The organism is Sulfitobacter sp. PM12 (genome assembly GCF_045586035.1).
GTDB classification, from domain to species: Bacteria; Pseudomonadota; Alphaproteobacteria; order Rhodobacterales; family Rhodobacteraceae; genus Sulfitobacter; species Sulfitobacter pontiacus.
Genome location: NZ_CP151530.1, coordinates 13,811 through 39,611, shown reverse-complemented (window position 1 = coordinate 39,611; position 25,801 = coordinate 13,811). Strand labels below are relative to the sequence as shown.

The following is a 25,801-nucleotide window of genomic DNA, read 5'->3' as shown; positions in this document are numbered from 1 at the left end:
TTATACAGAATGACCTTGGGAGGCTATCCACAAGAATGATTCTTCATTTCGACCCGGATAACGCGCGTGTCTCCATCAGGTTCGCAACAGATGGGCCATCATTTGCCGCGAGAGGAGACCAGGAGGCGCGCAAGAAGGGGTTGGCCGATGCATGGCGCCGCAACAGACCCCTTGGCCACACAAAGGTTACTACTCTAGGAGGAGAGACATATGTATTGCCAATGCCTACGTGTATTCGGCCAACCGCTTGATGGCGAAGATCGCCCCGACATGGTCCCGCAAGGAACCGAAGTTATCATCCGCGTCACGGCGGCGGGCGTTTGCCACACCGACCTGCATATCCGTGAGGGCGGCTTTGATCTGGGCCACGGGCGTCGGCTCAGCTATGCCGAACGCGGGATGAAATTGCCGATGGTTGCGGGGCATGAGGTGGCCGGTGTCGTTGCGGCCGTAGGGCCGGATGCAGTGGGGGCGGATGGCCAGCCGATTGATACGTCCAAGACCTATGTGGTCTATCCATGGAGCGGGTGCGGCAGCTGTGATGTCTGTAAAACCGGCGCCGAACAGCTTTGTGCCAATCCCAGATTTCTGGGGATCCACCGCGATGGCGGCTATGCCAGCCATGTGCGGGTGGCGCATCCGCGCTATCTGGTGGATGCGGGCAGTATTGCGCCTGAAATCGCGGCACCTTTGGCCTGTTCAGGGCTTACAACCTATGCCGCGCTGAAAAAGATCGCGGCGACGGCAAGCACCCATACGCCGGTGCTGATCGGCGGCGGGGGTTTGGGGCTGATGTGTCTGGAGCTGCTCAAGGCGCAGAACATGAAAATGCCGGTCGTGGTCGATATCGCGGCGGACAAGCGCGAGGCCGCCATGGCCGCAGGGGCCAAAGCGGCCGTTGACCCAACCGATGCGGATGCCTTGCAGCAAGTGCAAAAGGCCTGTGGCGGCACCCCCATGGCGGTGATTGATTTTGTCGGGGCGGAAAAAACTGCCGAATTTGCGATGGATGTGGTGGGCAAGGGTGGAACCATCATCATTGTCGGTCTTTTTGGCGGCGCAGCCCCTTGGGCGCTTCCGATGCTGGCGCTGAAATCGGTCACTGTTCAGGGCAGCTATACCGGCTCGCTGACCGATTTTCGGGAGCTGATGGAGATCGCCCGCACCGGCGTGATCACCCCGATTCCGACCAAGATCTATCCCCTGACCGATGCAGATAACGTGCTGAATATGCTGGAGGGCGGCAAGGTTATTGGCCGGGCTATTTTGGCGAAAACCTAACGACGGCGGCCCGCTCGGGCCGCCGGTCCATAAAACAGGAGGAGCAATCATGAAAAATTATAAAACACTGGCCTTTGCGACAACGATGCTCTGCACCGTTGTATCCGGCCTCACCGCACATGCTGAAACCCTGCGTTATGCCATCGGCTTCCCCCCCGGCGGGGCCGCGACGGACGGGGTTGCCGAGTTCAACGAACGCCTCAAGGCCGAAACCGATCTGGAGTTGAAAGTCTATGAGCTGTCATTGCTCGACCTGAAGGAAACACCCCCGGGGGTGCGCGACGGGATGGCCGATGCGGGCTATATCATCACGCCCTATTACCCGGCCGAGTTTTCGGAAACCAACCTGCCGGCCAATATGTCGATGCTGGCAACGGTTGGCACACCGGCAAAATCCTCGGGCGCGGTTATGGCCGGTGCGATGAGCGAATACATCATGTTGCATTGTGACGAATGTCAGCAACAATATACGGCGCAGAACCAGATTTTCCTCGGAGCGATTGGCACGCCGGAATATGTGCAGCTTTGCACCACCCCGATCCGCAGCATCGCTGATATCAAGGGCAAAAAGATGCGGTCCTCCATGGATGCGATGGGCCGTTGGGCGGAAAGTTTCGGCGGCACCAAAGTATCCTTACCGGCGAATGATATCTATGAGGCGATGTCGCAAGGTGTGGTTGATTGCACCATGATTTCGGCGCCCGAACTGGGCAACCTGCAACTTTTCGATGTCACCAAATACATCACGCTTGGCCTGCCGGGCGGCAGCTTTGCGGGTGTGGGCTCGATGAATGTGAACCTTGATACCTGGCGCGGGCTGTCACCCGAACAACGCACGTCCCTGATCCGGCTTTCGGCGTTCAACTCGGCGGCGATCACGGTGAACTATTACCTTGCCGCAGCACAGGACATTGAAAAAGCACAGGGAATGGGCACCGAAATCATCGCACCCCCAGAAGAGATGCGCAAGGCAACCGAGGCCTTTGTTGCGGCTGATGCCGATGTCATCCGCAAGAGTTTCCAAGACGATTACGGGCTGCAAAATGTCGATGCAAAATACGACACCATCGCTGGTCTGATCGAGAAGTGGAAAGGTCTGACGGCCGAAATCTATGACGACAAAGACGCCATGACAGAGCTGCTCTGGACCGAGGTTTTCTCAAAATTGGATGCTGCAAGCTACGGCATGGAGTGAGCCTTAGGGCGGGCTGATTCATCGGCCCGCCCCCTGAACCGAGAGGTTTTTATGCAAAAAACAGACAAGCTATTGCGCGTTATGATTGCGGTTTACGGGGCCGTGGGTGCGGCCGCGATCTTTTTGATGATGCTGCATATTACGGCCGATGTTATCGGCAAATTCATATTCAACCGTCCCCTGCCCGGCACAACCCCGATTGTCTCGCAATATTACATGGTGGTCGCGGCCTTTTTGCCCTTGGCGATTGTCGAGCGGCTGACGGGCCATATCTCGGTCGAGGTTCTGTTCACGGCCTTTCCGCGCAGGCTGCGGGCGGTTCTGACCCTTTGTGCCACGGCCTTGGGGAGTGTCGTCTTTGCGGCGATGACATGGGCCAGCTGGAATGAGGCGCTCAAGAAATACGCCATGGGGTCGTTCAGCTATGAGCAGGGCGTCAAGATTTTGATCTGGCCGACGCATTTCATCGTGCCTGCCGGAACCGCGTTGATAACGCTGGTACTGTTATGGCGGCTGGCTGCGTTCTTGATGCGAATAGAGGATGCCTCTGCGCTGGCTGTGGGTCAGGCCCATCCACGTCATGAGGGAGCGTCCATTGACTGATATCCAGATCGGTTTTGTCGGCATCGCGATCTTGCTGGCGCTTATTGCCCTGCGCGTGCCCATCGCGATTGCGCTGATCAGTGTCTCCTTTACCGGCATCGGGCTTTTGGTCTCGTTCAAGGCGGCTTGGGGCGCGCTGGGGGTTATTCCCTACAGCTTTACCGCCACATGGCATCTGTCCTCTATTCCGATGTTCGTCTTGATGGGTTTCTTTTGTTTTCACGCGGGGCTGACGACGGGGTTGTTCAAGGCCGCGCGCATGTGGCTTTCGGCCTTGCCGGGTGGGCTGGCGATTGCGGGGGTTCTGGGCTGTGCGGGTTTTGCCGCCGTGACCGGATCCTCCATTGCCTGTGCGGCGGCGATGGGGCGGATCGCCGCGCCAGAGATGTTGCGCTATCGCTATGATCCGGGGCTTGCTACCGGCACAATTGCGGCGGCGGGCACCATTGGCGCGCTGATCCCGCCCTCAATCCTGTTCATCCTGTACGGGATGATTGCGCAGGTACAGGTCAGCCAGCTGTTTCTGGCCGGAACGGTTATCGGGCTGATCACGGTGCTGGCCTATACTTTGGTGATCGTGGTCCGCGTGATGCTGGATCCCGCCCTCGCCCCGCCGGTAGAGGAAGACATCAGCTGGGGCGACCGTTTTGCCGCCCTGCAAGAGGTCTGGCCGGTTCTGGTGCTGGTCCTTGGCGTTTTCGGCGGCCTCTTTGCCGGTATTTTCACCCCGACAGAGGCGGGCGGTGTTGGTGCGTCTATGTCACTGGTGATCGCTTTTGTGCGCCGCTCTATTGATGTCAAAGGGATCTGGTCGTCGCTGATGGAGACGCTGACGATTTCCTCCTCGATCTTTATCATCGCGGTCGGGGCCAGCATGTTGACGCGGTTCTTTACCTTTTCCGGTGTCAGCGATGCGCTGGCCGATGGTGTGCTGGAAATGGGCGTGTCGCCGCTGATGCTGATCTTTGCGATTACCCTGCTCTATCTGGTGCTGGGGATGTTTCTGGAGCCGATTGGCGCGATGTTGTTGACGCTGCCGATCCTGTTGCCGCTGGTCGAAACCGCCGGGATTGAACTGCTCTGGTTCGGGGTGCTGGTCGCGAAACTCTTGGAAATCGGGATGATAACGCCGCCAATCGGGTTGAATGTCTTTGTCCTCAAGGGGGTGATGGCCGAGCGGGTTTCGACCGGTACAATCTTCAGGGGGGTTGCCTATTTCATCATGGCCGACCTTGCGATCATCTGCCTGATGGTCGCCTTTCCTGACATGATCCTCTTCACCCAGAATATGTTGCCATAAAGGGCACGCCACGAAGGAAATATCTTATGCTGACTGATACAAAACTGTTCATCAACGGTGTTTGGCGCCCCGCATCCGATGAGGCCCGCGCCCCGGTCCATAACCCCGCCACCGGCGAGGTGATCGGCCAGCACGCGATGGCAACCAAAGCCGATCTGGAAGAGGCGGTGCAGGCCGCCGAAACGGCCTTTGCGACCTGGCGTGAGGTGTCCGCGATGGAGCGGGGCGCGATCCTGCGCCGTGCGGCAACGGCCCTGCGTGACCGGATGCCCGAGGTGGCGCGGGTGCTGACCCTTGAAATGGGCAAACCCTTGGCCGAGGCCGAGAACGAGCTGCGCACCGCTGCCGATCTTCTGGATTGGTTCGCCGAGGAGGCCCGCCGGATTTACGGCCGTGTGATCCCTGCGCGCAGCCCCGATGTGATGCAGCTTGCCCTCAAACAGCCGATCGGGCCGGTTGCGGCCTTTACGCCGTGGAACTTCCCCTTTTCGCAACTGGTGCGCAAAGTGGCCCCCGCCCTTGCCGCAGGCTGCACGATGGTCGCCAAGCCGCCAGAGGATACGCCCGCAAGCCCCGCCATCCTTGCCGAGATCCTGACCGAAGCGGGGCTGCCTGCGGGCGTGTTGAACTTTGTTTACGGCAACCCGCCCGATGTCGCCAACTATCTGATCCCGCATCCCGCCATTCGCAAAGTGTCCTTTACCGGCTCGGTTCCGGTGGGCAAACTGCTGGCCTCGCTGGCCGGTCAGCATATGAAGCGCATCACGATGGAGCTGGGCGGTCACAGCCCCGTTCTGGTGTTCGAGGATGCCGATATTGAGGCCGCCGCCCGCGATATTGCCGCCTTCAAGTTCCGCAATGCCGGTCAGGTCTGTATCTCTCCGACGCGCATTCTGGTGCAGCGCGGCGTCTATGACCGTTTCGTTGCCGCCTTGAAGGCCGAGGTCGTCAGCATCACCCCCGGCGCCGGTATCGACCCTGCAACGCGTATGGGCCCCTTGGTCAGCAAACGCCGGGTTGAGGCCGTGACCGAGATCATTTCCGAGGCGGTCAGCGCGGGCGCGAAGCTGGTGACAGGCGGGGAACGTGTTGACCATCCGGGGTTCTTCTACCGCCCGACCCTGTTGGAAAACGTGCCGCAATCCGCGCGGATCATGAATGAGGAACCCTTTGGTCCGGTGGCCTTGCTGGCCGCCTTTGACACGGTGGATGAGGCCGTGACCGAGGCGAACCGTCTGGCCTACGGTCTTGCGGCCTATGCCTTTACGACCTCGATCCGTACCTCACAGATCCTGCAAAACAAGATAGAGACGGGGATGCTGGCGATCAACCACACCGCGCTTGGCCTGCCCGAATTGCCATTGGGCGGCATCAAGGATTCGGGCTTTGGCTCCGAAGGTGGGCCAGAGGCGATTGAATCCTATGTCTACACCAAATTGGTGACGCAGAAATCCTGATCAAAAGCATGGCCGGCCCCGCAAAATGGGTCGGCCATTCAACGCTTGCCCAAGGTCAGGCGGCAATCCGGGCAATCAGTTTTGCCAGCCCGTCTTGCTGGTCCAGCCCCGCCACGGTTTGCCACAGATCCGCGGCCCCCTCTGCGCCCAACAAAGAGGTGGCCTTATCGCGCAGCCGCCCTTCCAGCACCGCAGGGTCATTCTCGGTCAGGATGTCATATCGGGCGGTAACATCCCCCTGTCCCGCCGTGGTCACCGTCACCTCAGAGGCGCTGTCGGCCAAGCTGTCATCGGCGATCACCTTGATACGGTCACGCAGGGCAACCAGATCGGGACGGGCACAAATCTCGTCGGTATATGTCCCGAGTGCCGCGGTATCGACACCTGTCAGCATCATTGCCGCCGTCAGCCGATAGCTGAATTTCGCCTCCAATCCGGTTGCGGGCGCGGGTTTGTTGCACACCGCAAACCAGCGCGGATGGGTGCGGATGGTGATGGATTGCAGGTCATTGGGCCGGTTTTCATGCAAAGGACCGTCGCGCAGGCTGCGAACCGCCTCTAACATCGCGTGAAGACCGTGGCAGCAGGCGTGGAATTTATACGAGATATTGGGGAACAGCCACGCTTGTCCTAGGTCGTCAAAGGCGCTCTCATCCGCAACCCCTGCATGGGTCGGGCCAAAGCCTTGCACGCCCTCGATTGCGTTTTGCGCCGATTGCGCCCCCGCTTGGGCCAGCAAGGCCGAGGTCACGCCGACTTCGGCCGCAAACCCGGCATTCAGCGGTTTGCCCATCGTTCCGAACTGGCTTTTCAATCCGGCGGCGCGGGTGGCCGTCAGGCGGAACCCCTGCGCCATCTGATCGGCATCGAGGCCCAAAATCCGCCCCGCCGCCGCCATCGCGCCAAATGCGCCAGAGGTGCCGGTCTGGTGAAACCCCGCCTCATAATGTGCGCGGCCAAGCCAGGCCCCCACACGGCAGGCAGTTTCCAGCCCCACGGCCAGCGCCCCCAACAGGGTCGCGCCATTCACGCCCTCGCGCTCGGCCAGGGCAAGGGCTGCGGGTGTCACGGCAACGCTGGGGTGGCCGATATGGCCGAAATGCGTGTCGTCATAATCCAGCGCATGGCTGGTGGCCCCATTGACCAGAGCCGCCGTTGCCGGTGCCACGCGCCCGCCCCGAAACACAGTCGCGCCCGTTTCCATCGCCGCACTGTCCAAGGCCATTTTGCGCGCGGCCTGTGCGACCGGCTCATCCCCACCCGCAATGCCGACTGTGGCCCAGTCAAACAATGAGAGGCGCACGAAATCGCGCATGGCCACTGTCGGATTGATCGGGCCAGCGGCAAAATCGCCAAGTCTGCGGGCGAGTGTCATCGGGGCGTTCCTCTATTTGTTAATGCGGCTGGCAGTATCGCAAAGCGCCGACCGGGCCGCGCGATATTCTGCCACCATGCGCGCGACCACCTCGGCGGCAGGGCTAAGATGTTGTGATTGGCCGACGGATTGGCCCGCGCTCCAGACATCGCTCCACGCTTTGGGGCGGTTTGAATCGGTCTTGGCGCGCATCTTTTGGGGCAAGGCTTGCTGTGCGGCGTCAATATCGACGCCAGCGGCCTCTATGCTGGGGATCAGATAATTGGCGGGGGTGCCGGAAAACATCGGCGTGTACATGATGCCGTCAGCGGCCGCCGCGATGATCATTTCCTTATGCGCAAGCGGGGCCGTGGATTCCTCGGTCGGGATGAAAACCGTGCCCGCATAGGCGAAATCACAGCCCAACACTTCTGCCGCCAGCACCGCGCGCCCGTTGGCAATCGCCCCCGACAGCACAAGCGGGCCGTCGTAAAAGGCGCGCACTTCCTCAATCAGCGCAAAGGGGCTAAGGGTGCCTGCATGCCCCCCCGCACCGGCGGCCACAAGGATCAACCCGTCAACACCTGCGGCCACCGCGCGGCGGGCATGGCGGGCCTTGACCACATCATGAAACACCAACCCGCCATAGCCATGCACCGCCTCAACCACCTTATCGGGCGCCGAAAGCGAGGTGATCACCAAGGGCACCTTATGACGCACTAATGTCGCCAGATCCTCTTCCAGCCGCTCATTGTAATCGTTCACGATCAGGTTCACGCCGTAAGCGGCCGGGGTTTTCCCCGTGGCGTGGCGGTGTGCATCCAGCCGTGCCTCAATCTGGACCAGCCAGTTGTCCAGCTCGGCGGCCGGGCGGGCATTCAGCGCGGGAAAAGTGCCGATAACCCCCGCACAGCATTGCGCCACCACCAGATCCACCCCCGAGGCCAAAAACATCGGCGCGCCGATCAGGGGCAATTCCAATCCCGTTTTCAGAACCTCTGTCGGGCCTTGTGTCATCCTGTTTCTCCCTATGTTCAAAGGCTGTTTTTCAGGTCAGGATTGTGGCTTCGGTCAAGGCTTGCACCGCATCGAGGCTGTTGCCGGGTGCAAGTTCAACCAGACGAAAGCCCGCGGGCGTGACGTCCAGCACGGCCAGATCGGTATAGACACGGCTGACCACCCCAAGGCCCGTCAATGGAAAGCTACAGGTTTTCAACAGCTTCGGGCTGCCGTCACGGTTGACATGCCGCATCATCACCAGAATGGTCGGCACGCCAACCACAAGATCCATCGCACCGCCAACCGCGGGGGGGTATTTTTCGTCCAGCGTGGCCCAATTTGCCAGATCGCCGTTTTCGGCCACCTGATAGGCGCCCAGAACCGCGATATCGATATGCCCGCCGCGCATCATCGCAAAGCTGTCGGTCTGATCGAAATAGGCCGCCCCCGTCGCAGGCGTGACAAAACGTTTGCTGGCGTCGATCAGTTCGGGGTCCTCGGTGCCTGTCGGTGGCACGGGACCAACGCCCAAAAGACCGTTCTCGGATTGATAAAGCACCTCGCGCCCCTCGGGCAGATGCGCGGAGACATGTGTCGGCTTGCCAATCCCGAGGTTGACATAGGACCCGTCAGGAATGTCCTGCGCAACCCGTGCCGCCAATGCGCTATCGCTAAGTGATTTCATGGCCGTACCCCGTATTCCACAACGCCTTGGACAAAGATTCCCGGTGTTATCACCGTTTCCGGGTCCAGCGGTTCCGATGCCAGATGCCGGACCTCGGCGATGGTGTGGCGTGCGCCCATGGCCATCACAGGGTTAAAATTACGCGCCGTCGCGTGATAGCTGAGGTTGCCGTAACGGTCGCCATGCTCGGCACGGACCAGGGCGAAATCGGCATGCAGCGGGGCCTCCAGCACATAGCCGCGCCCGTCGATGACACGGGTCTCCTTGCCCTCGGCCAGACGGGTGCCATAGGCGGTCGGGGTCAGAAAACCGCCAAGCCCCGCGCCCGCCGCGCGGATACGCTCGGCCAATGTGCCTTGGGGGACGACCTCCAGCGCAACCTCGCCCGCCTCATAGCGGCGCTCGAACCAGATTGACCCGGGCGTGCGCGGATAAGAGCAAATCACCTTGGCCACCCGCCCCGCCTTGAGCAGCGTGGCGATGCCCGTCTCCCCCGCGCCTGCGTTGTTGGAAATCACCGTCAGGCCGGTTGTGCCTTGTGCGCAAAGGGCATCGATCAGCCCGAAGGGGATGCCCGATGATCCGAACCCGCCAATCATGATCGATGCGCCATCTGTGATCGGCGCGACCGCCCGCGCCAGATCCGCTACTGTCTTATCCATAAAGCTGCCTCACGTTTTCACGGCGGGTTGCCGTCTGAATTTCAAATTGATCCCGATGGTCGCAACCAGAATCGCACCGCCAAGCAGGCTGGTCGGAAGGTCGGGGAACAAGATCAACACCCCCCCGACCGCCACGGCGATCCGGCTGATTGTGCCAATCCGGCCCACCTTGTAGATCCAGCTTTCAAAGGCCGAGGTGATCGCCCAGATTGCCACCAGCGTCAGGCCGACGCGCTCGATGATCTGCAAGGCCGTGCCCTCCATGATCAGCGCCGGATCATAGACAAAGATGAACGGCAGCACGAACAGCGGCATCCCCAGACGCATCGCGTAAAAGCCGGTCTGCATCGGGCGCGATCCGGCCACACTGGCGGCGGTAATCGCGGCAAGCGCCACCGGCGGCGTGATATAGGACAGCATCCCCCAATAAAGGATGAACAGATGGCTTGCGATCGGATGCAAGCCCGCCTGCACCAAGGCAGGCGCCAAGAGGATCGACAAAAAGATATAGCAGGCCGTCACGGTCATCCCCATGCCCAGCACAAAGCTTGTCACCGCGCCCGCGATCAACATCAGCGCGGTATTGCCATTGGCATAAAGCAGCAATTCACGCGAAAACGCCCCCGCAACACCGGTATAGGACAGCCCGCCCACCACCAGCCCGATCCCCGCCAGCACCGCCACAAGGCCCGCGATATTGCGCGAGGTGTCCTGCACCAGCTCTATGACACGGTTCACCGTCAGGCGGGTTTCCTTGCGAAAAGAGGTCGCGACCAGCATCACAACCGAGGCGTAATAGGGCGCGCGCGCCTCCATCCGCATGATCATCAAGACATAGATCAGCACCGCAAGGCTCAGCAGATAGGGCCAGCCGGATTTCAGCACCGGCCAGACGGGCGGGGTCTCGCTGCGGGGCAGGCCCGCAAGGCCGCGCCGGGCGGCATACATATCGACCTGAAACAGCAGGGCGACATAGAACAGGATCGCCGGAATAAGCGCCGCAATCACGATGCTCGAATATTGCACGCCGAGGAATGACGCCATCACAAAGGCAACCGTCCCCATCACGGGCGGCATCAAGGTGGCCCCGGTTGACGCGCAGGCCTCAACGGCGGCGGCGTAATGCGCAGGATACCCCACGCGCCGCATCGTCGGGATGGAAAACGGCCCCGAGGTCAGGATATTGGAAATCACGCTGCCCGAAAGCGACCCTAGGATGCCAGATCCAAGCACCGCAACCTTGGCCGGACCGCCGCGGGTGTGACCCAAAAGCGCCGAGGCCAGCTCCATGAAAAAGTCGCTGCCCTTGGTGATGACCAGCACCGAGCCGAAAATGACAAAGCCGATGACTAGTTCGGCCACGACCTGCATCGGAATGCCGATCACCGATTCCACGCCCAGAACATGCGCGCGCACCGTGCCCATCAGCGAATATTCCGTCCCCCACAAAAAGCCGGGCATGCTGTCGGCCCAAAGCGGATAGGAACCAAACAGCAACGCGGTGAACAGCAAGACCGTCCCCCCCGCGCGCCGCACCCCTTCGAGTACCAGAAACAACAGGATTGAGGCCATGATATCGGCCATCAAGGGCGCGTCATATTCCCAACCCCGCTGCAAGATATCCAACCCGTGAAACCCAAGCCAACCGGCGCTGGTCAAACTCGCAACCGCCAGGACGGGGTTAAGCCAGAACAGCCGTTCAGGGTGCATGATGCTAAACGGCAATGTCAGGAAAGCGATGGCCAGAAATATCCCGATCAGATAATAAAGATAGGCATTGCCCAAAGGCTGAAACCCGAAAATCCCCAATAAAAACTGTTGGTTGATGGCCATGATGACGCCGATCGTGCCAAGGATCATCGTGATGATCTGCACCACATGTTGCCGTGGACGCTGGGGGGGTACCGTTTCGGCAACGGCATCTTTTGTCGAAACCATAATCTTATCCTGACATTACCTGGAATACCCCCGGCGGTGAAAACCCGCCGGGGGAAAAGAGCGCGCTGCGGATCAGTTCAGCGCGGCAACCACCTCGGCGCGGTGTGCCATCCAGGCCTCGGAGAATGCCTCTTCGGACAAGCCCTCATTGGCGGGCTTGAATTCGGCCCAGGCGGCCAGCAGCGCATCCATGCGCGCGGTGCGCTTGGCGTTCCATGCGTCATCCTCGGCGGTCCAGATACCCTTTTCCTTGAGATAGCGGATCGCCCCTTCGTGGAAGGGAACGTCAATCGCAGGCTTGCCCGATTGCTCCAGCGTCCAGCGCTTCATCGTGGCGGTGCCGTCCTTGTAAAGGTCATAGGTTTCATCCAGCGCCTTGATAAAGGCGTAAACCTCATCTGCGGATTTCCCGGCGGTGGTGGTGATTACCGGATAGCGATAGGCCGCCATCTTGGCGATTTCACCTTCGGGCAGGCCGGCGGCGACATCTTCATCCGATGGGCCCATGATCGGCAGCACCTTAAGAAGCCCCTCCCACCCTTCGGCGTTATCCGCCTCTAGCGGGACATAGAAAATGCCGCGCGGGCTTTCGGCAAGCTCATAAAGCTGGCTGGTGGTGGGGGTGGTGCAGGTCGCATCGGATTCGTTGCGCGTCATCGATGCCATGGCCGAGGCATAGGTCGGGAAGGTGATCACCTCCACATCGTCCAGCGTCAGCCCGCCAAAGGCCAAAATCGCCTCACATTTGACATTCACCGACGGGTTGCCGGCCACAAAGGCGATCCTTTTGCCGCGCGCGTCGGCTACGGTCCTGATGCCTGCATCCTCTGCCGTGATCAAGGTGATGCCTGCGGGACGCCCGGCGACGGCGCGCAGCTCAGTAGGGCCCCAATCGGGGGTGGCGAAATCAAAGGCGCCCTCGGATACGAAAAACGCCTCGGTCGCAAGAAAGGCATAATCGGCGCGGCCCTGCAACAAGGGCTGCAAACGGCCGATGCCGCTGCCCGAGGGTTGGATCCGCACGCGGGTGCCGAACTTCTTGCCAAAGGCATCGGCAATGGCCGAGGCCTCGGCATAGCCGGCCGAGCCGACATCATAAGATGTCCAGACCATCGTGTCCGGCATTTCTTGTGCCATTGCGGCCGGGGCCATCATTGATGCCGCCAGAAAGCCGGTCGCAGCCAGCCCGAGTCGAAAGGTCGTTTTCATGTTATTTTTCCCTGTTGATTCCAGACAAAGCGCCTCACCGATCCTCCATCGGCTTTTATCCGGCATGACCCCTTTGGGGGCCGCACGCCGGACGGCGCTGTGCCTCTCCTCATTTGACCATAAGGACTGGAAGCCATGTTTCAAATGCATTATTGATATATCAGAGATACTCATGAGGCATGAATGGATTTCCGTCAGCTCCGAAACTTTATCCAAGTGGTTGAACTCAGCAGCATTACCGCCGCCGCGGATCATCTGAACATCGCACAGCCCGCGCTGAGCCGACAGGTAAAGGCGCTGGAAGAAGAGTTGAATGTCGCCCTGCTGCGCAGGCATGGGCGCGGGGTCATGCCAACAGAAGAGGGGATCCGGCTGGCCCGCCGGGCGCAAACCATTCTGGAAGATGTTCAGGATCTGGCCAATGACATCTCGGGGCATCGCGCCCCGCTGTCGGGGATGGTCAGGCTGGGCCTGCCGCCGACCGTTTCTGAAATCCTCGCCACACATTTGATCGAGCGGGTGATGCAGATCTATCCGAACGTCAAACTGCGGATTATTTCGGGTTTCAGCGGCCATGTGCAAGACTGGCTCCAACGCGGCAAGATTGATCTGGGGGTTGCCTATGAGGGTCAGCAATCCAATCTGATCAAGGCGCAACCCATTATTATCGAAAAACTTTTCTTCATCCAATCGGCAGCAAAGGGCGCGCAGGACGGTGTCCCGATTGACGCCCATACGGCCCTGCAACAGCCCCTGATCCTGCCCAATCCCGAACACGGCCTGCGCGCGCGCATCGAGGCGATTGCGGCGCGGGAAAACCTTGCCCTTGATGTGGTGTTGGATGTGGATATCCTGACGACCATGCTGGCCTTTGTCGAGCGCGGGTTGGGTGGTACAATCCTGCCGCTTGTCAGTGTGCTGCAACAGGTGCGCGACAAAAAGCTGGTCGCCCGCCCGATAGAGCGTAGCCCGATCGACCGCACCCTGGTGCTGATGTCACCGCTCAACCGGCCAAGTTCCCGACTGACCACCAGCATTGCCGAGTTCATCACCGCCGAGGTCCACCAGATGGTGACCGCCGGCGAATGGCCGGGGACGACGCTCTAGACCCATCCGAAATGTATCAGCGCCCACAAAAAGGCTGACCAGATCATCAGAATAAGGATGGAATAAGGTCCGTTCCAAACAGGGCCGATCACTTCTGCCCGTCGGTCAATGATCGCGGCGGAAATCGCCAGCGTGGTGATAAAGGGCGAAAGCCCCATCACGGCGGTCCAGCCCCCGATAATCGACAGGGCAATTGCGACATTGCTAAGGCCCGGCACCGCCAGCTGCGCCGCAATAGCCCCCAGAACCGAGGCCGTAATAATCGGGTTCACCCCGACAAGTGCCAGTATGAATATCGAAAACGTAAGGCCAAAGGCATAAGAGAAGGCGGACAGACCCCAATGGGCGATCACCTCTCGCAGGGCGTCCATCGGGATCAGCGCCAAAAGAACCACCGCCAAAAACCCGGCCGAGGCAAAGACACCGACCTCTGGCCCCATATTTGCCAGCCGCAGCCAGCTTGTCTGTGCGACCTTGCCGATGCCGCCCAAGATGCCCCGCGACTCGTGGCGCATCGCCGCCCCGGCCCAAAGCACGGCATAGCAGGGCACAATCACAATCAACCCCTGCTGAAAGCTGAGCGAGGTCATCCCATGCAGGACAAAGACCCCCGCCCCCAATGCCAACACATGCCCAAGCAGCAACGCCACCGCCAAGCCGCTTTTGGGCGGCGGCGTGGTGGTCGGCAATCCGCGACCGCGGAACCTTCGGCCCTCATAGGTATCCCAGGCCCAACCAATCGCCGTCAGCACGAATGACATCGCAAAACCTATCGGCCCGAATTGCACATAGGAAATCCCCGGCAACGTCAGCAAGATCGCATTGGTGGCAAATCCGAACGGCGACCAAAGTGCGATCATTGAAAACCCGCGTATCACGGCAAGGGTCATGCGGCGCAAACGGGCCTCTTGAACCTCGGGGGGTAATTGTGCGGTGCCTTCGCGGTCCATCGACTGCTTTGCGATATCCAGCAAAAGCGCCAACCCGCCGAAATTGACCAACACCCCGAAGAGATGACCGCCAAAGGTCATGGACAGATAGCGGCGTGAGGCAGGTTGATTGGTCACCAGCGCCCCCGCCAGCCGCACCTCGGGCGCCAATGCCGCCGCGGATCGCAAGGTCGCCAGCATCGCAATCAGCGCCGCCAGAAACAGCATCCGGTCCAGCCCGCGCCAAATGACATCCGCCGGGACATGCTGCACCATCGCCAGCGCCGCCGCCCCCAGCGAGAGTAGCACCGGCACCCAAGTGCCAATGCCGAACATCTTGCACGACAGGGCCAGAAACCCGACCAACAGCCCCGTGCCAAGGCCGATCACCAGATGCGAGGGCGCGAAAATCTGCATGACCGCCGCGATCATCACCCCCAACATCAAGGCCCGCCGCAGATCGCAGCCAAGCGATAAAAGCGGGACAGAGGGCACCTGCCCCCCCCCTGTTCAGCATCCGCGAAACTGCGGAGGTCTTTTCTCCGCAAAGGCTGCGCGCCCTTCGGCGGAATCCGCGCTATTGAGCAAGGCCGGTTGAATCGATTGCTCATAGTCCAACGCCGCAGCCACATCCCGCGCGAACCAATCGACGATGAACTGTCGTGGCAGGGGCGCGCCCTCGGCCTCTTGCAATGCGATCTCACAGGCACGGCGCAGCACATCGCCCGCATCCGCCAGCACGTCCACCGCGCCCAAAGTCAGGGCTTCCGGCGCATCAATGACACGGTTGGTCAAGAGCAGCCGACGGGTCTGCGCAGCACCGATCCGGGCGGGCATGGTCGCCAGAATACCCATATCGGGGATCAGTCCGATCTTGGTAAAGCTGGCGACAAAACGCGACTCTTTGGATGCGACGATGGTCGGACAGGCCAGTGCGAGGGCAAAGCCGCCCCCGGCCGCCCAACCCTCAACCCCCGCAACCAGCGGTTTGGAAAACCGCGTCATCCGCATCACCAGGTCCTTGATCCGCGAAAACCGTTCGCGGTGCTCGGATACGCTGCGTTCCCCCTGATCGCGGATATCGCCCCCGGCAGAAAAGTTCCCGCCAGCCCCCGTCAGAACGACCGCCCGCACGGCATCGTCGCCCTCGGCCTGCGACAATGCGGCGATCAATTCGACACGGGCGGCATGGCCAATGGGGTTACGGCGCGCAGGCTCATTTATCGTGATGACGCAAAGCCCGTCGGACCGGTATTCGACATCGATGCTCATACGGCCTCCTTATGCTTGAAAATTCCGTTGCCCATGACGATCACATCCCGTTCCACAGCGCGGGTGCGGAATGACCCGTCTGCCCAAACCTCTGTCCGCAATGTTTCACCCGGAAAGACATGCGCCGTAAAGCGCAAATCCATCGCGCCAAAGCGGCTGGCGTCATAATCACACAACACCGCCAGCAAAGCATGTGCCGCACAGCCAAAACTGCAAAGCCCGTGCAGAATGGGCCGCTCAAACCCGGCCTTGGCCGCCACGCGCGGGTCAAGATGCAGCGGATTGGGATCGGCATTCCAGCGGTAGGCCAGCGCCTGTTCGGGCCGCGTGGGGGTGTCGAACACATGGTCGGGCGCGGTACCCGGGAGTTGATGCGGCTTTTTGGCCAGCCCCGTTGGCCCGCCAAAACCGCCATCCGCGCGCAAAAATGTCGTGTTACGACAGGTCGCAAGATGCAGGCCGGTTTCCGCGTCATGCAACTGCTTTTCGCTATAGAGCAACGCGCCCTTGCCCTCTCCCTTGTCGATCAACCCGGTCACGCGGGTCTTGCCGCGAATGGTGCCCGCCATCGGGATCGGGTTGTGCAGGGTCATCCCCTGTTCACCGTGCACCAGCTTGAGGGCGTTGACGCCGGTTTCGGGATTGCCCAACCAGAACCCCGGATGCCCCAGCACATTGACGATGGCGGGCATCACGCGGCGATCATCGGCCAGCCCGTCCACATAGGCCAACTGGCGCAGGTCCATAGGGTCCTGTCCCATGCCGACCGTCAGCCCATAGCGTGCGACCTCCATCGGGCCATAGCTCTGTTGCACTTCGGGGATATCGAAGTTCAGCAGGGTTTCATAATCAATGGCCATCGGCAGCCCCCTCTTGTGCAACTTCAATCACCGCATCCAGCGCATAGGCGCCCTGCCCCTCTGGCATCGCAAGCACAGGGTTCAGGTCAATCGAGCTCAGCCCCTCGCCCGCCCCCGCCGCAAAGACCGACAGGTTAGAGAGCATCTGCGCCAGCGCGTCGATATCGGAAGGCGGCGTGCCTCGCGCGCCCTGCAAGATCGCCGCACTGCGGATCGACAGGATCATCTTACACGCGGTATCGACCCCAAACGGACAGGCCCGCACCGCAACATCATTGAGCAGCTCGACAAAGATCCCGCCAAGGCCGAAGACCGCAATCGGACCGAATGTCGGGTCACGGTTGATCCCCATCAAACATTCCACCCCGCCCGAAAGCTGTTTGGCCACCAGCATCCCCGTCACCGAGGCCTTGGGCGCATGTTCACCAACTGCGGCCATGATCTCGGCATAGGCGGCACGCACCGCATCCGTGTCCTGCAGGTTCAGCTTGACCGCGCCAATGTCGGATTTGTGCAAAATATCCGGCGAGAGGATCTTCATCACCACCGGATAGCCAAAGCCCTCGGCGGCCTCTACTGCCTGATCGGCATCCGTGACGGCCTGTTCGGGGGCGGCGGCAATTCCGGCCTTGGCCAGAATGATCTTGGCCGTCGCCTCATCAGGGTTGCTGGCCGGAAGGGTGACCGGCGCCACAGCGGGCAGATCGGCCTGCGTGGGGTTTTCCATCGACCGACCCAGCCGCAAGACCGTATCCAGCGCCCGCACCGCACGACAAGGATCGTTGAACACAAGGATCCCCGCATCGTCATAATGCTGCAAGACCTCCGGATCGCCAAGCGCACAAAAGGCGATGATCCGGTCGGGATATTCGGCGCGCAGCGGGGCGATGGCATCAAGGATCACTTGCGACATCGCGCGGCTTCCCGCCACATAGGTCAGGAAACACATCACCGCGCCGTAACCGCCATCCTCCAGCGCCGCACGGGTGAATTTTTCCAACAAGGACGGATCATTCAGCGCCTGCGCGGTACAGTCCAGCGGATTGGCCGGCGCGGCATAGGGCAACACCTCGCGCAGCGCCTCTTGGGCGGCATCGGGCATGGCGGGCATCGGCAGGCCGACGCGCTCTGCCTCATCGCTGGCCACAATCCCCGCACCGCCACTGACGGTAATCACGCCAAAGGAATGCTGTTTCGGGAACACCTTTTTAGAGGCGGCATAGGCGATATCCATCATCGATTCCGGATCACGCAGGATGATCGCGCCGTGATCGCTCAGCACCGCATCCGCCACCACCGCATCCCCCGTCAATGACGCCGTATGTGAGGCCGCCGCCCGCGCCCCCACCGCCGAGCGCCCCGATTTCAGCGCCAGCACCGGCTTGCCCGCCGCCCGCGCCGCATCCAGCGCGGCCAAGAGCGCGGGCGCATCATTCACCGCCTCCATATAGGTGCAGATCACATCCACCGTATCGCTTTGCGCCATCCAGCCAATGGCATCGGCCACGGTGATATCGGACTCATTTCCCGTGGTGATCAGAACCGAACAGCCGATCCCGCGATCGCGTGCCAATGCGCCCAGATGTGCGCCGAACGCCCCCGACTGGCTGGCAATGCCAACATTGCCCGACTTGGGAAATCCGGTATCCAGCGAGGATGAAAACGTGCCGTAATAGCCGATATCCACATTGTAGACGCCCAATGTATTCGGCCCAAGCAAGCGCATCCCGTGCTGTTTGGCCAGTTCTTCAAGCGCGTGCTGCGCGGCCAGACCTTCGGCCCCCACCTCGGCAAAACCGGCCGAGAAAAGCGTCGCGGCACGGCAGCCCATACGCCCCAGTGCCTCAATCGTTTCGGGCACCAGCTTGGCCGGAACCGCGATCAGAGCTGCATCCGGCACCTCGGGCAGGTCTTGGACGCTGGCATAACAGGGCAAGCCCTGCACCCTGTCGCGTTTGGGATTCACCGGCAAAATCCGGCCCTTATACCCGGCCCGCAGCATCGCCGCGATGGGCCGCCCGCCGATCCGCGTCACATCATCCGATGCGCCGATGATCGCGACCGAGCGCGGGGCGATCAGCCCGTCGATATCCGAAAAGCTGCTCATAATGTGGCCTCTGACCCGAGGATCGCCGTGCATTGGCTGGAAAGCGTGCCGCCGTTGCCGTGACAAAGCGCAAGGTCACAGCCGTCGATCTGGCGCTCGCCCGCCTCGCCACGGATCTGGGCCACGGCCTCGGCAATCAGGAACAGCCCGTACATCCCCGGATGCACACAAGACAGCCCGCCCCCGTTGGTATTGACTGCCAGCTCTCCGCCCGGCGCGATGCGACCGTCCGCGACAAAGCGACCGCCCTCCCCTTTGGGGCAAAAGCCAAGATCCTCAAGGAACAGGATCGTGTTGATCGTGAAGGCATCATAGAGCATCACCAGATCCAGCTCTTGGCGCGACACGCCGGCCATTTCCAGCGCCCGCGCGCCACTATCAACAGCGGCGGTGGTGGTCAGATCCGGCATCGCCACGATGGAACGGTGGTAATTGGCCGCCCCCGCCCCGAGGAAATAAACCGGCTTGGCCGCCAGATCCTTGGCCCGATCCGCCCGCACCAGAACGCAGGCCGCAGCCCCGTCCGTCACAAGACAGCAGTCCGATTTGCTCAGCGGGTCCGAGATCATCCGCGCCGACAGCACCTCATCCTTGGTCAATGGGCCGCGTGCAAAAGCCTCGGGGTTGAGGTTCGCCCAGCCCCGCGCCGCAAGCGCCACATCGGCCAGATTTTCGCGCGTGGTCCCGTACTGGGCCATATGGCGGCTGGTGGCCAAAGCATAGGCGGTGATCGGGTGGCGCGGCTTATAGGGGGTCTCGTGCCACTGTGGTTCGCTCATGGAGACAAGCGCCCCGCCTGCGGTGCGCTGGTTCGAGCCATAGCAGACCAGCGCCACATCACAGAGCCCCGCCTCCAGCGCCATGGTCGCCTGCAGCAGATGCAGCTCAAAGCTGGAGCCGCCAACATTGGTGCCGTCGAAATAGCGCGGCTTCAGGCCCAGATATTCAACCACGCTCATGGTGGGAAAGGCGTGGCTGCTGGTCGCGGAGAACACGGCATCGACGTCTTGCATCTTTAGCCCGGCATCGGCCACGGCCGCCACGGCGGCTTGTCCCAACAGCTCCATCGCGGAAAAACCGGGGGCCTCCCCCATGCCTGCGGTTGCCATGCCGACAATTGCGCTCTTACCCCTCATTTCGCATCCTCCATCAGATCAAAGACCACACGCGGGCCGTCTTCTGTTGTTTCAACCCGTGCCTTGACCCGCGCGCCGATCGGGGCCGTTTCCACCGCTGGCAAGGTCGACATCATGCGCACGCCCTCATCCAGCTCGATCAGGGCCACATTCCATGAGCCCCCGCGCGCCCGGTTCACCGTGATCGCATAGACCGTGCCGGTCCCCTTGGCGGGCACCCATTCCAGATCGGTCGCCCCCGAGGGCGTCAACACCCGTGGCCAAAACACATATTCACCCGTGCTTTTGGCCCGTTGGATCATAAAGCGGCCCGCCTCCAGATGGGCCTGATAGGCCGCCTGCGGCCCCAGAGTTTCAATCGCTGTCATAGCTCCCCCCTATTCTTTCCAGCCCAGAAACAGATGCGTCTGGGATGTCATTCCGACCGTCTTGCCGTCGCCTCGCGTCATGATGACCTGCAAGACAACCGTGGTCCGGCCAACATGCAACGGCACACAGCGCGCCGTCACCGTGTCGCCCACCTTGATCGGGCGCGTGAAGTTGGTCTTTGCCTCTACTGTGGTGTTGGACACATCGGCAGGGCTGTTGATAAAGGCCGATGTCCCAGCCGCCGTATCGGCCAGCGTCATAAGCGCGCCGCCATGCAGCACCCCGTTGCGGTTGCCCATCTCGGGGGTGACGACCATCTGGCAGATCACCTCTTCGGGGGTGCAGACAACGGTTTTGATGTCCAGAAACGCCGCGAAACGCGATCGCGGCGGCATATCAGCGGCATCGCGTGTTGGATAAGATGCCATGATCAACCCGCCCGATTGGCAAGGGTGCGGCGCGCGATCACCAGTTGCTGGATCTGGCTGGTGCCCTCATAGATGCGCAAAAGGCGGATATCGCGGTACAGACGCTCAATATCATATTCCGCCATATAGCCCGCACCGCCATGGATTTGCAGCGCCCTATCCGCGATCCGGCCCGCGGCCTCGGTGCAGAAATACTTGGTGCAGGACGCCTCAAGGATCGCCTTGCCTTCGCGGTTGAATGTATCGGCAGTGGCGCGCACAAGGGCGCGGGCGGCATGAAGGTCTGCCTGACAATCGGCAAGCATCCCCTGCACAAGCTGGTGTTCCCCGATCGGCTTGCCGAACTGTTTACGCTCCAGCGCGTAATCGGTGGCGATATCGAGCATCCGCTGGCTTTGCCCCACGGCCATCGCGCCGACATGGATGCGGCCACGGTCCAGCACCTTCATCGCGGTGCGGAAGCCCTTGTGCAGGTTCTCCGGCCCGCCGATGATCGCCGATTGCGGCACGCGCACATCGTCGAAAATCACATCCGAGGTCTTGGTGCCGCGCTGGCCCAGCTTGCGGTCGGGCTTGGCCACGGTGATGCCGGGCGTATCGGCAGGCACGATAAAGGCGGAAACCCCATCGGCGCCGGGCTTATCGGCATCAGTGCGGGCAAAGACGGTGAACACACCGGCGCGCACGGCATTGGTGATATAGCGCTTGGTGCCATTGATCACGAAATCATCGCCGTCGCGCCGTGCAGCAGTACGGATACCACCCGCATCCGACCCGTTATCAGGTTCGGTCAGCGCAAAAGAGGCGATGGTGTCACCGCTGGCAATCCCCGGCAACCATTGGTCTTTTTGCGCAGGGGTGCCATCCATCACGATGCCCTGTGCGCCAATGCCGACATTGGTCCCGATCAGTGACCGGAAGGTCAGCGAGGCATAGCACAACGCCTCGATCAGCCGCGCCTCTTGCGGCACATTCAGGCCGATGCCGCCATATTCTTCGGGGGTTGAGAGGCCGAAAAGTCCCATCTCTTTCATCTCGGCAATGATCTCTTCGGGGATCGCATCCTCTTCTTCGACCTGCCGTTCCGCAGGGATAAGCCGTTCGCGCGCGAATCGGCTTACTGTATCTATCAGCTGTTCAAAAACATCATCATCCACACCTACGGCCATCGAATTTCCTCCCATTGGACGGTCTTAATCTAGTCTTGAACTAGCAGGAATATTCTGTATAGTAAATTATATTCTGGTCAGGGAATTATATGACAGACGACCAAAGCCATAAACCCGTCCCCGCCGTGCAGAACGCCATGATGATCATGCGCCTGCTGGCCACGACCAACCGCCCCATGGGCGCCACGCAGATTGCGCGGGAAACCGATATGAACGTCTCTTCGGCGTTCAACATCCTGCGTACGCTTGCGCATGAGGGGTTGCTCAGCTTTGATCCGACAACCAAGGCCTACCGTGTCGGCATGGGGTTGATGGAGCTTGCGGCCCCGCTGCTGGGTGCCAATCCGTCGGATCTGTTGCGCTCGACGCTGAACAATATCGCGCAGGATCATAAGGTGGTGATCGCCCTGTGGCAGATCACCCCGCAAGAGCGGATCGTGCTGATCGACAGGTTCACCGCGCCCAATATCGTGCAGGCCGTGATCGCGCGAAACACCCGTCTGCCGGTGTTTGCCGGTGCGGTCGGGCGCTGTTACGCCGCCACGCTGGGGCTGAGCAAGGCCGCGACCCGCGAAGGGTTCGACGCCGTGCGCTGGCAACAAGCGCCCAGCTTTGACGCCTATTGGCAGGATGTCGCCACCGCCAGGGAAACCGGCTTTGGCCGCGACCGCGGGCAGCTCTTTCGCGGGCTTGATATCGTCGCCTCGGTCGCCCGCGACGGCGCCGGTATCCCCCGTCTGGGGATGAGCAGCATCACCATTGCCGCACAGCATGACGACGCAAGCCTGACCGAGGTCGGCACAGCCCTGGCCGAGGCGGCACAGCTGGTTGAACGCTGTCTTTTCGTGCGCCCGGCGCGCAGCTGAATGACCCATGATCAGACCACATAACGGAGGATATATGTCAGAACCAAAACCCCTTGGCGGAAAGGTCGTCCTTGTAACGGGCGCAGGCGGCGGGATCGGGCGAGCCATAGCGCTGGAGGCCGCAAAGGCGGGGGCTTCGGTTGTCGTGAATGACATCGGCGCATCGCTTGACGGCAAGCGCGAATCCAGCGCCGCCGCCGAGCAAACCGTCACCGAGATCGAAAAGCTGGGCGGCAAGGCCGTGGCCAATGGTGATGATGTGTCCATCCAGGAGGGCGCGCAGGCGATGGTGCGTCAGGCCACAGACAGCTTTGGCCGGCTGGATGCGGTGGTCAATAATGCGGGCATCCTGCGCGATTGCTTCTTTCACAAGATGACCTACGAGGATTTCGACGCGGTGGTAAAGGTCCATCTTTACGGCACCTTCAACACCAGCCGCGCGGCAGCAGATGTGATGCGCGAGCAAGGCTCCGGCAGCCTGATCCATATGACCTCGACCTCGGGGCTGATCGGCAATCTGGCACAGGCCAATTATTCGGCGGCGAAACTTGGCATTGCCGCGCTGTCAAAATCCATCGCGCTGGACCTGCGGCGCTGGAACATCCGGTCCAATTGCATCGCCCCCTTTGCCTGGAGCCGGATGACCTCTTCGATCAAGGTTGACAGCCCCGAACAAGAGGCCCGCGTGAACCGGATGAAGGAAATGGCCCCCGAAAAGATCGCGCCAATCGCGCTTTATCTGGCATCGGATGAGGGCGCCGATACCACGGGCCAGATCTTTGCCGTGCGCAACAACGAGATTTTCCTGATGTCACAGCCGCGCCCCACCCGTTCGGTCCACCGCGGCGAGGGTTGGGATCTGGACAGCGTGCGCAGCCACGCGATCCCGGCACTGCGGGGCAGCTATGTACCGCTGGATGTTTCGGCGGATACCTTTAGCTGGGACCCGATTTAAGCCAAAGACACGACGTTCGAACGGTTTACAAGGCGGCCCCCCAAGGGCCAGCCCTTTGCATTTCGTGTTGCAGCCGCCGAGGGATCGGCGGCTGTTCCATTTTCTACTCGAAAAATTCGCTGAGCCGCATCTTGCCGCGAGCGAGACCGAGCTTCATCGCCGGCGTTTCCTTCGTCTTCGATGAGCCGATCCAGTTGTGCACGAAACGGTAAATTTCGATGATCTTCACCATCGTTTCCGGGTTGTAGAGGTAATGTCGATCCCAGGCCCGACCGTTCCCGCTGGGCGTATGGGCGGGCCGTGCGGCGAAGCGGATATTCGAGCGCACCTTGTGGAAGTAGGCATCGACGCCTCGGAGCGTTGCGAGGCGCATCAGGCGGGCGCGCCGATCCGGTGCCATATCCGCGCGGTCCGTCAGGATACGGATGCGGCGGTGCGGCTCGCTTTTGGTGTGGAAGGGCCAGGCGAAAGGCTCACCAGGCAGATGCTCACGCAGGAGGCCTTCGATGGCCGTGTCGGTGCGTTGCAGCTTCTCCTCCATCTCCAGAGTAGTCCAGGCCGCCTGCGTGAGTCCCGTGGCGAGTTCGAGTGCCGCCTTCCCTTCGCCAACGAGCATATTCCGTTTGTCATTGGACTTGTGCTTGTTGAACTGCACGACGATGACATCGGCGCGCGCCTGCTTCACCCACATCGCGAATGCCGAGACGAAGGACAGCGCCAAGCCTGGATCGGCGTCAAGCACGAAGACAAACCGCTCGCCTCCTTTCCCGAGCATATGGCGCAGGTGAAACGCGTGCGCGAGTTGTGCGATGTCCTGACGCAACAGGGAGCCTCGGTGCGGCAGTTGCAGGTCGAGATCCGCGTCCGGCGCTTCGAGCGGATGGATTTGGACGCCTCTGGTGATCTTGTCCAGGTGCGCCTTGAACTCGGTTTCGGACCAGACCCGAGCCTGGCTCCGGAACGCGCGGGGTAAGGCGAAATCCCCTGCCGCCGTCATTCGCGCCTCGATGTTCGGGAGATCGACGCTCGGGTCAAGGCCAAGATGGGCCGCCATGATATAGCCGGTGTTAGCGTGAGCGGTGCAGAGGTGCTGCACGGCGATCTGCGCCCGCGTCTTCTTGTTCGGCCAGTTGAGGTGCAGCGTCTGGGAATCAGTCGCGAAGCGCCGCCCGACCTTGTTCCAATCCACCGATGCGAAGGAGCCTTCTCGCCGGGCGGTGTGATCGACGACGCGATCGTAGATGAAGTCGATCTTGCGATAGACATCCCGCGGGCAAAGGCCGGTGAAATCGCTGATTTTCGAGATCGGCATCCCGTTCGTGATCATCCAAAGCACCTCGCGGTTCGCGCTACTGCGGTGCTGCTTACGGATGCGCGACCCAACCGTGAATGTGCCCAGGCAGGCCTTGCACTTGTAGCGCTGCGTGCCCGTCGCTGTGCGACCTGACTTTCGATACAAGCCGGTATTCTTGGACAGCTGCTTCTGGTGATTGTCGCAGGTCTCGTTCTGGCAGAAGTCGGGCGGGGGCAGCTCTGGCCGGAAGCGTCCGCGCAGCCGCCGATACTCCTCTACGATCGCTGTGTTGTTCTTAATGATCGACGACTGGCCGCAGACACCACACTTGAAAGTCTTGTCGTTGTCCGAGCCAATGACCTCTCCACCAGGTTGATTATGCTTGACTTTTGCGGGTGGGCATCCTTGTCTTATGTATGGATCAGGCGGCTCTGCGAAGATCTCGCACTGCGGGTTGCGACAGAAGTTGACGTCGATCCCGTATCTCGGATGCGGCAATCTGCGCTGAAGTGCTGGCGAAGAAATAATCGTGGGCGCGAGCATACTTTCTCCCTCGGAAAAAACCACATTTGGTAGCTATCGAGGGAAAGGTTGGCCAAAATCTGGCCAACCTAAGTTTTTCCTGC

Annotated in this window: 23 protein-coding genes; 8 read left to right on the top strand and 15 right to left on the bottom strand. The window is 61.1% G+C overall.

The genetic code is table 11. The annotated features are described in order from the left end of the window. The first annotated feature begins 210 nt into the window (after positions 1-210). The 5 genes from AADW22_RS15060 to AADW22_RS15040 are packed head-to-tail and all read left to right on the top strand — an operon-like array spanning position 211 to position 5,836. Entirely contained in the window at positions 211-1,281 is a 1,071-nt protein-coding gene (locus AADW22_RS15060) for a zinc-binding dehydrogenase (protein ID WP_216339857.1), read from the top strand. 49 nt (positions 1,282-1,330) lie between these two features. Then, positions 1,331-2,476 (top strand): C4-dicarboxylate TRAP transporter substrate-binding protein, encoded by a 1,146-nt coding sequence (locus AADW22_RS15055; protein WP_407474606.1) that lies wholly within the window; start codon positions 1,331-1,333, stop codon positions 2,474-2,476. A 51-nt stretch (positions 2,477-2,527) separates the two neighbouring features. Continuing rightward, positions 2,528-3,079: a TRAP transporter small permease gene (locus tag AADW22_RS15050; RefSeq protein ID WP_407474605.1), complete on the top strand. Its 552-nt coding sequence runs from the start codon at positions 2,528-2,530 to the stop codon at positions 3,077-3,079. Beyond that, positions 3,072-4,379 (top strand): TRAP transporter large permease, encoded by a 1,308-nt coding sequence (locus AADW22_RS15045; RefSeq protein ID WP_216339851.1) that lies wholly within the window; start codon positions 3,072-3,074, stop codon positions 4,377-4,379. The genes AADW22_RS15050 and AADW22_RS15045 overlap by 8 nt, the downstream gene beginning before the upstream one ends. A gap of 26 nt (positions 4,380-4,405) precedes the next feature. After that, positions 4,406-5,836, top strand: a complete 1,431-nt coding sequence (locus AADW22_RS15040) for an NAD-dependent succinate-semialdehyde dehydrogenase (protein WP_216339849.1) — start codon at positions 4,406-4,408, stop codon at positions 5,834-5,836. A gap of 55 nt (positions 5,837-5,891) precedes the next feature. On the opposite strand, the gene AADW22_RS15035 is transcribed toward AADW22_RS15040, so the two are convergent. The 6 genes from AADW22_RS15035 to AADW22_RS15010 form a co-directional block, all read right to left on the bottom strand. Next, entirely contained in the window at positions 5,892-7,211 is a 1,320-nt protein-coding gene (locus AADW22_RS15035) for an MmgE/PrpD family protein (RefSeq protein WP_216339847.1), read from the bottom strand. Between the two features lie 12 nt (positions 7,212-7,223). Continuing rightward, complete coding sequence (locus AADW22_RS15030) at positions 7,224-8,207, bottom strand: nitronate monooxygenase family protein (protein ID WP_216339845.1); 984 nt, start codon at positions 8,205-8,207, stop codon at positions 7,224-7,226. Between the two features lie 31 nt (positions 8,208-8,238). Beyond that, entirely contained in the window at positions 8,239-8,874 is a 636-nt protein-coding gene (locus tag AADW22_RS15025) for a 3-oxoacid CoA-transferase subunit B (protein ID WP_216339843.1), read from the bottom strand. Continuing rightward, the gene (locus AADW22_RS15020; RefSeq protein WP_216339841.1) at positions 8,871-9,536 is read right to left on the bottom strand and encodes a 3-oxoacid CoA-transferase subunit A; all 666 of its coding nucleotides are present in this window, start codon (positions 9,534-9,536) and stop codon (positions 8,871-8,873) included. The genes AADW22_RS15025 and AADW22_RS15020 overlap by 4 nt, the downstream gene beginning before the upstream one ends. Before the next feature lie 9 nt (positions 9,537-9,545). Further along, positions 9,546-11,396 (bottom strand): TRAP transporter permease, encoded by a 1,851-nt coding sequence (locus AADW22_RS15015; protein ID WP_407474630.1) that lies wholly within the window; start codon positions 11,394-11,396, stop codon positions 9,546-9,548. A 150-nt stretch (positions 11,397-11,546) separates the two neighbouring features. After that, positions 11,547-12,683: a TAXI family TRAP transporter solute-binding subunit gene (locus AADW22_RS15010; RefSeq protein WP_216339837.1), complete on the bottom strand. Its 1,137-nt coding sequence runs from the start codon at positions 12,681-12,683 to the stop codon at positions 11,547-11,549. A 183-nt stretch (positions 12,684-12,866) separates the two neighbouring features. Here AADW22_RS15010 and AADW22_RS15005 point away from each other — a divergent pair, with 183 nt between their 5' ends. After that, positions 12,867-13,790, top strand: coding sequence for a LysR family transcriptional regulator (locus tag AADW22_RS15005; RefSeq protein ID WP_253196355.1), 924 nt, complete (start codon positions 12,867-12,869; stop codon positions 13,788-13,790). On the opposite strand, the gene AADW22_RS15000 is transcribed toward AADW22_RS15005, so the two are convergent. Genes AADW22_RS15000 through AADW22_RS14965 form a run of 8 tightly spaced genes read right to left on the bottom strand, consistent with a single transcriptional unit; the run spans position 13,787 to position 22,060 of the window. Then, positions 13,787-15,214: a hypothetical protein gene (locus AADW22_RS15000; RefSeq protein ID WP_407474604.1), complete on the bottom strand. Its 1,428-nt coding sequence runs from the start codon at positions 15,212-15,214 to the stop codon at positions 13,787-13,789. The two genes, AADW22_RS15005 and AADW22_RS15000, sit on opposite strands and share 4 nt — an antisense overlap. 15 nt (positions 15,215-15,229) lie before the next feature. After that, positions 15,230-15,991: an enoyl-CoA hydratase/isomerase family protein gene (locus tag AADW22_RS14995; RefSeq protein ID WP_216339830.1), complete on the bottom strand. Its 762-nt coding sequence runs from the start codon at positions 15,989-15,991 to the stop codon at positions 15,230-15,232. After that, positions 15,988-16,851 (bottom strand): MaoC/PaaZ C-terminal domain-containing protein, encoded by an 864-nt coding sequence (locus AADW22_RS14990; RefSeq protein WP_216339828.1) that lies wholly within the window; start codon positions 16,849-16,851, stop codon positions 15,988-15,990. The genes AADW22_RS14995 and AADW22_RS14990 overlap by 4 nt, the downstream gene beginning before the upstream one ends. After that, positions 16,841-18,958, bottom strand: coding sequence for an acetate--CoA ligase family protein (locus AADW22_RS14985; protein ID WP_216339826.1), 2,118 nt, complete (start codon positions 18,956-18,958; stop codon positions 16,841-16,843). Before AADW22_RS14985 ends, AADW22_RS14990 begins: the two co-directional genes overlap by 11 nt. Further along, complete coding sequence (locus tag AADW22_RS14980) at positions 18,955-20,094, bottom strand: thiolase (protein WP_216339824.1); 1,140 nt, start codon at positions 20,092-20,094, stop codon at positions 18,955-18,957. Before AADW22_RS14980 ends, AADW22_RS14985 begins: the two co-directional genes overlap by 4 nt. Continuing rightward, positions 20,091-20,462 carry a Zn-ribbon domain-containing OB-fold protein gene (locus tag AADW22_RS14975; protein ID WP_216339822.1) on the bottom strand — a complete coding sequence of 124 codons (372 nt, stop codon included), beginning with the start codon at positions 20,460-20,462 and terminating at the stop codon, positions 20,091-20,093. The genes AADW22_RS14980 and AADW22_RS14975 overlap by 4 nt, the downstream gene beginning before the upstream one ends. A gap of 9 nt (positions 20,463-20,471) precedes the next feature. Beyond that, positions 20,472-20,891: a PaaI family thioesterase gene (locus tag AADW22_RS14970; RefSeq protein ID WP_216339820.1), complete on the bottom strand. Its 420-nt coding sequence runs from the start codon at positions 20,889-20,891 to the stop codon at positions 20,472-20,474. A 2-nt stretch (positions 20,892-20,893) separates the two neighbouring features. Next, positions 20,894-22,060: an acyl-CoA dehydrogenase family protein gene (locus AADW22_RS14965; protein ID WP_216339818.1), complete on the bottom strand. Its 1,167-nt coding sequence runs from the start codon at positions 22,058-22,060 to the stop codon at positions 20,894-20,896. An 89-nt stretch (positions 22,061-22,149) separates the two neighbouring features. Here AADW22_RS14965 and AADW22_RS14960 point away from each other — a divergent pair, with 89 nt between their 5' ends. Both AADW22_RS14960 and AADW22_RS14955 read left to right on the top strand, forming a co-directional pair. Continuing rightward, entirely contained in the window at positions 22,150-22,926 is a 777-nt protein-coding gene (locus tag AADW22_RS14960; RefSeq protein WP_216339816.1) for an IclR family transcriptional regulator, read from the top strand. 34 nt (positions 22,927-22,960) lie between these two features. Then, positions 22,961-23,881 (top strand): SDR family NAD(P)-dependent oxidoreductase, encoded by a 921-nt coding sequence (locus tag AADW22_RS14955; RefSeq protein ID WP_216339814.1) that lies wholly within the window; start codon positions 22,961-22,963, stop codon positions 23,879-23,881. A 103-nt stretch (positions 23,882-23,984) separates the two neighbouring features. On the opposite strand, the gene AADW22_RS14950 is transcribed toward AADW22_RS14955, so the two are convergent. Beyond that, entirely contained in the window at positions 23,985-25,718 is a 1,734-nt protein-coding gene (locus AADW22_RS14950) for a hypothetical protein (protein ID WP_216339812.1), read from the bottom strand. Positions 25,719-25,801: the final 83 nt, after the last annotated feature.

What these genes read in the sequence shown, in the direction of transcription:
- AADW22_RS15060 (WP_216339857.1), top strand. Translation starts at nt 211, where the DNA reads ATGTATTGCCAATGCCTACGTGTATTCGGCCAACCGCTTGATGGCGAA.
- AADW22_RS15055 (WP_407474606.1), top strand. Translation starts at nt 1,331, where the DNA reads ATGAAAAATTATAAAACACTGGCCTTTGCGACAACGATGCTCTGCACC.
- AADW22_RS15050 (WP_407474605.1), top strand. Translation starts at nt 2,528, where the DNA reads ATGCAAAAAACAGACAAGCTATTGCGCGTTATGATTGCGGTTTACGGG.
- AADW22_RS15040 (WP_216339849.1), top strand. Translation starts at nt 4,406, where the DNA reads ATGCTGACTGATACAAAACTGTTCATCAACGGTGTTTGGCGCCCCGCA.
- AADW22_RS15035 (WP_216339847.1), bottom strand. Translation starts at nt 7,211, where the DNA reads ATGACACTCGCCCGCAGACTTGGCGATTTTGCCGCTGGCCCGATCAAT.
- AADW22_RS15030 (WP_216339845.1), bottom strand. Translation starts at nt 8,207, where the DNA reads ATGACACAAGGCCCGACAGAGGTTCTGAAAACGGGATTGGAATTGCCC.
- AADW22_RS15025 (WP_216339843.1), bottom strand. Translation starts at nt 8,874, where the DNA reads ATGAAATCACTTAGCGATAGCGCATTGGCGGCACGGGTTGCGCAGGAC.
- AADW22_RS15020 (WP_216339841.1), bottom strand. Translation starts at nt 9,536, where the DNA reads ATGGATAAGACAGTAGCGGATCTGGCGCGGGCGGTCGCGCCGATCACA.
- AADW22_RS15015 (WP_407474630.1), bottom strand. Translation starts at nt 11,396, where the DNA reads ATGATCCTTGGCACGATCGGCGTCATCATGGCCATCAACCAACAGTTT.
- AADW22_RS15010 (WP_216339837.1), bottom strand. Translation starts at nt 12,683, where the DNA reads ATGAAAACGACCTTTCGACTCGGGCTGGCTGCGACCGGCTTTCTGGCG.
- AADW22_RS15005 (WP_253196355.1), top strand. Translation starts at nt 12,867, where the DNA reads ATGGATTTCCGTCAGCTCCGAAACTTTATCCAAGTGGTTGAACTCAGC.
- AADW22_RS14995 (WP_216339830.1), bottom strand. Translation starts at nt 15,991, where the DNA reads ATGAGCATCGATGTCGAATACCGGTCCGACGGGCTTTGCGTCATCACG.
- AADW22_RS14990 (WP_216339828.1), bottom strand. Translation starts at nt 16,851, where the DNA reads ATGGCCATTGATTATGAAACCCTGCTGAACTTCGATATCCCCGAAGTG.
- AADW22_RS14985 (WP_216339826.1), bottom strand. Translation starts at nt 18,958, where the DNA reads ATGAGCAGCTTTTCGGATATCGACGGGCTGATCGCCCCGCGCTCGGTC.
- AADW22_RS14980 (WP_216339824.1), bottom strand. Translation starts at nt 20,094, where the DNA reads ATGAGGGGTAAGAGCGCAATTGTCGGCATGGCAACCGCAGGCATGGGG.
- AADW22_RS14975 (WP_216339822.1), bottom strand. Translation starts at nt 20,462, where the DNA reads ATGACAGCGATTGAAACTCTGGGGCCGCAGGCGGCCTATCAGGCCCAT.
- AADW22_RS14970 (WP_216339820.1), bottom strand. Translation starts at nt 20,891, where the DNA reads ATGGCATCTTATCCAACACGCGATGCCGCTGATATGCCGCCGCGATCG.
- AADW22_RS14965 (WP_216339818.1), bottom strand. Translation starts at nt 22,060, where the DNA reads ATGGCCGTAGGTGTGGATGATGATGTTTTTGAACAGCTGATAGATACA.
- AADW22_RS14960 (WP_216339816.1), top strand. Translation starts at nt 22,150, where the DNA reads ATGACAGACGACCAAAGCCATAAACCCGTCCCCGCCGTGCAGAACGCC.
- AADW22_RS14955 (WP_216339814.1), top strand. Translation starts at nt 22,961, where the DNA reads ATGTCAGAACCAAAACCCCTTGGCGGAAAGGTCGTCCTTGTAACGGGC.
- AADW22_RS14950 (WP_216339812.1), bottom strand. Translation starts at nt 25,718, where the DNA reads ATGCTCGCGCCCACGATTATTTCTTCGCCAGCACTTCAGCGCAGATTG.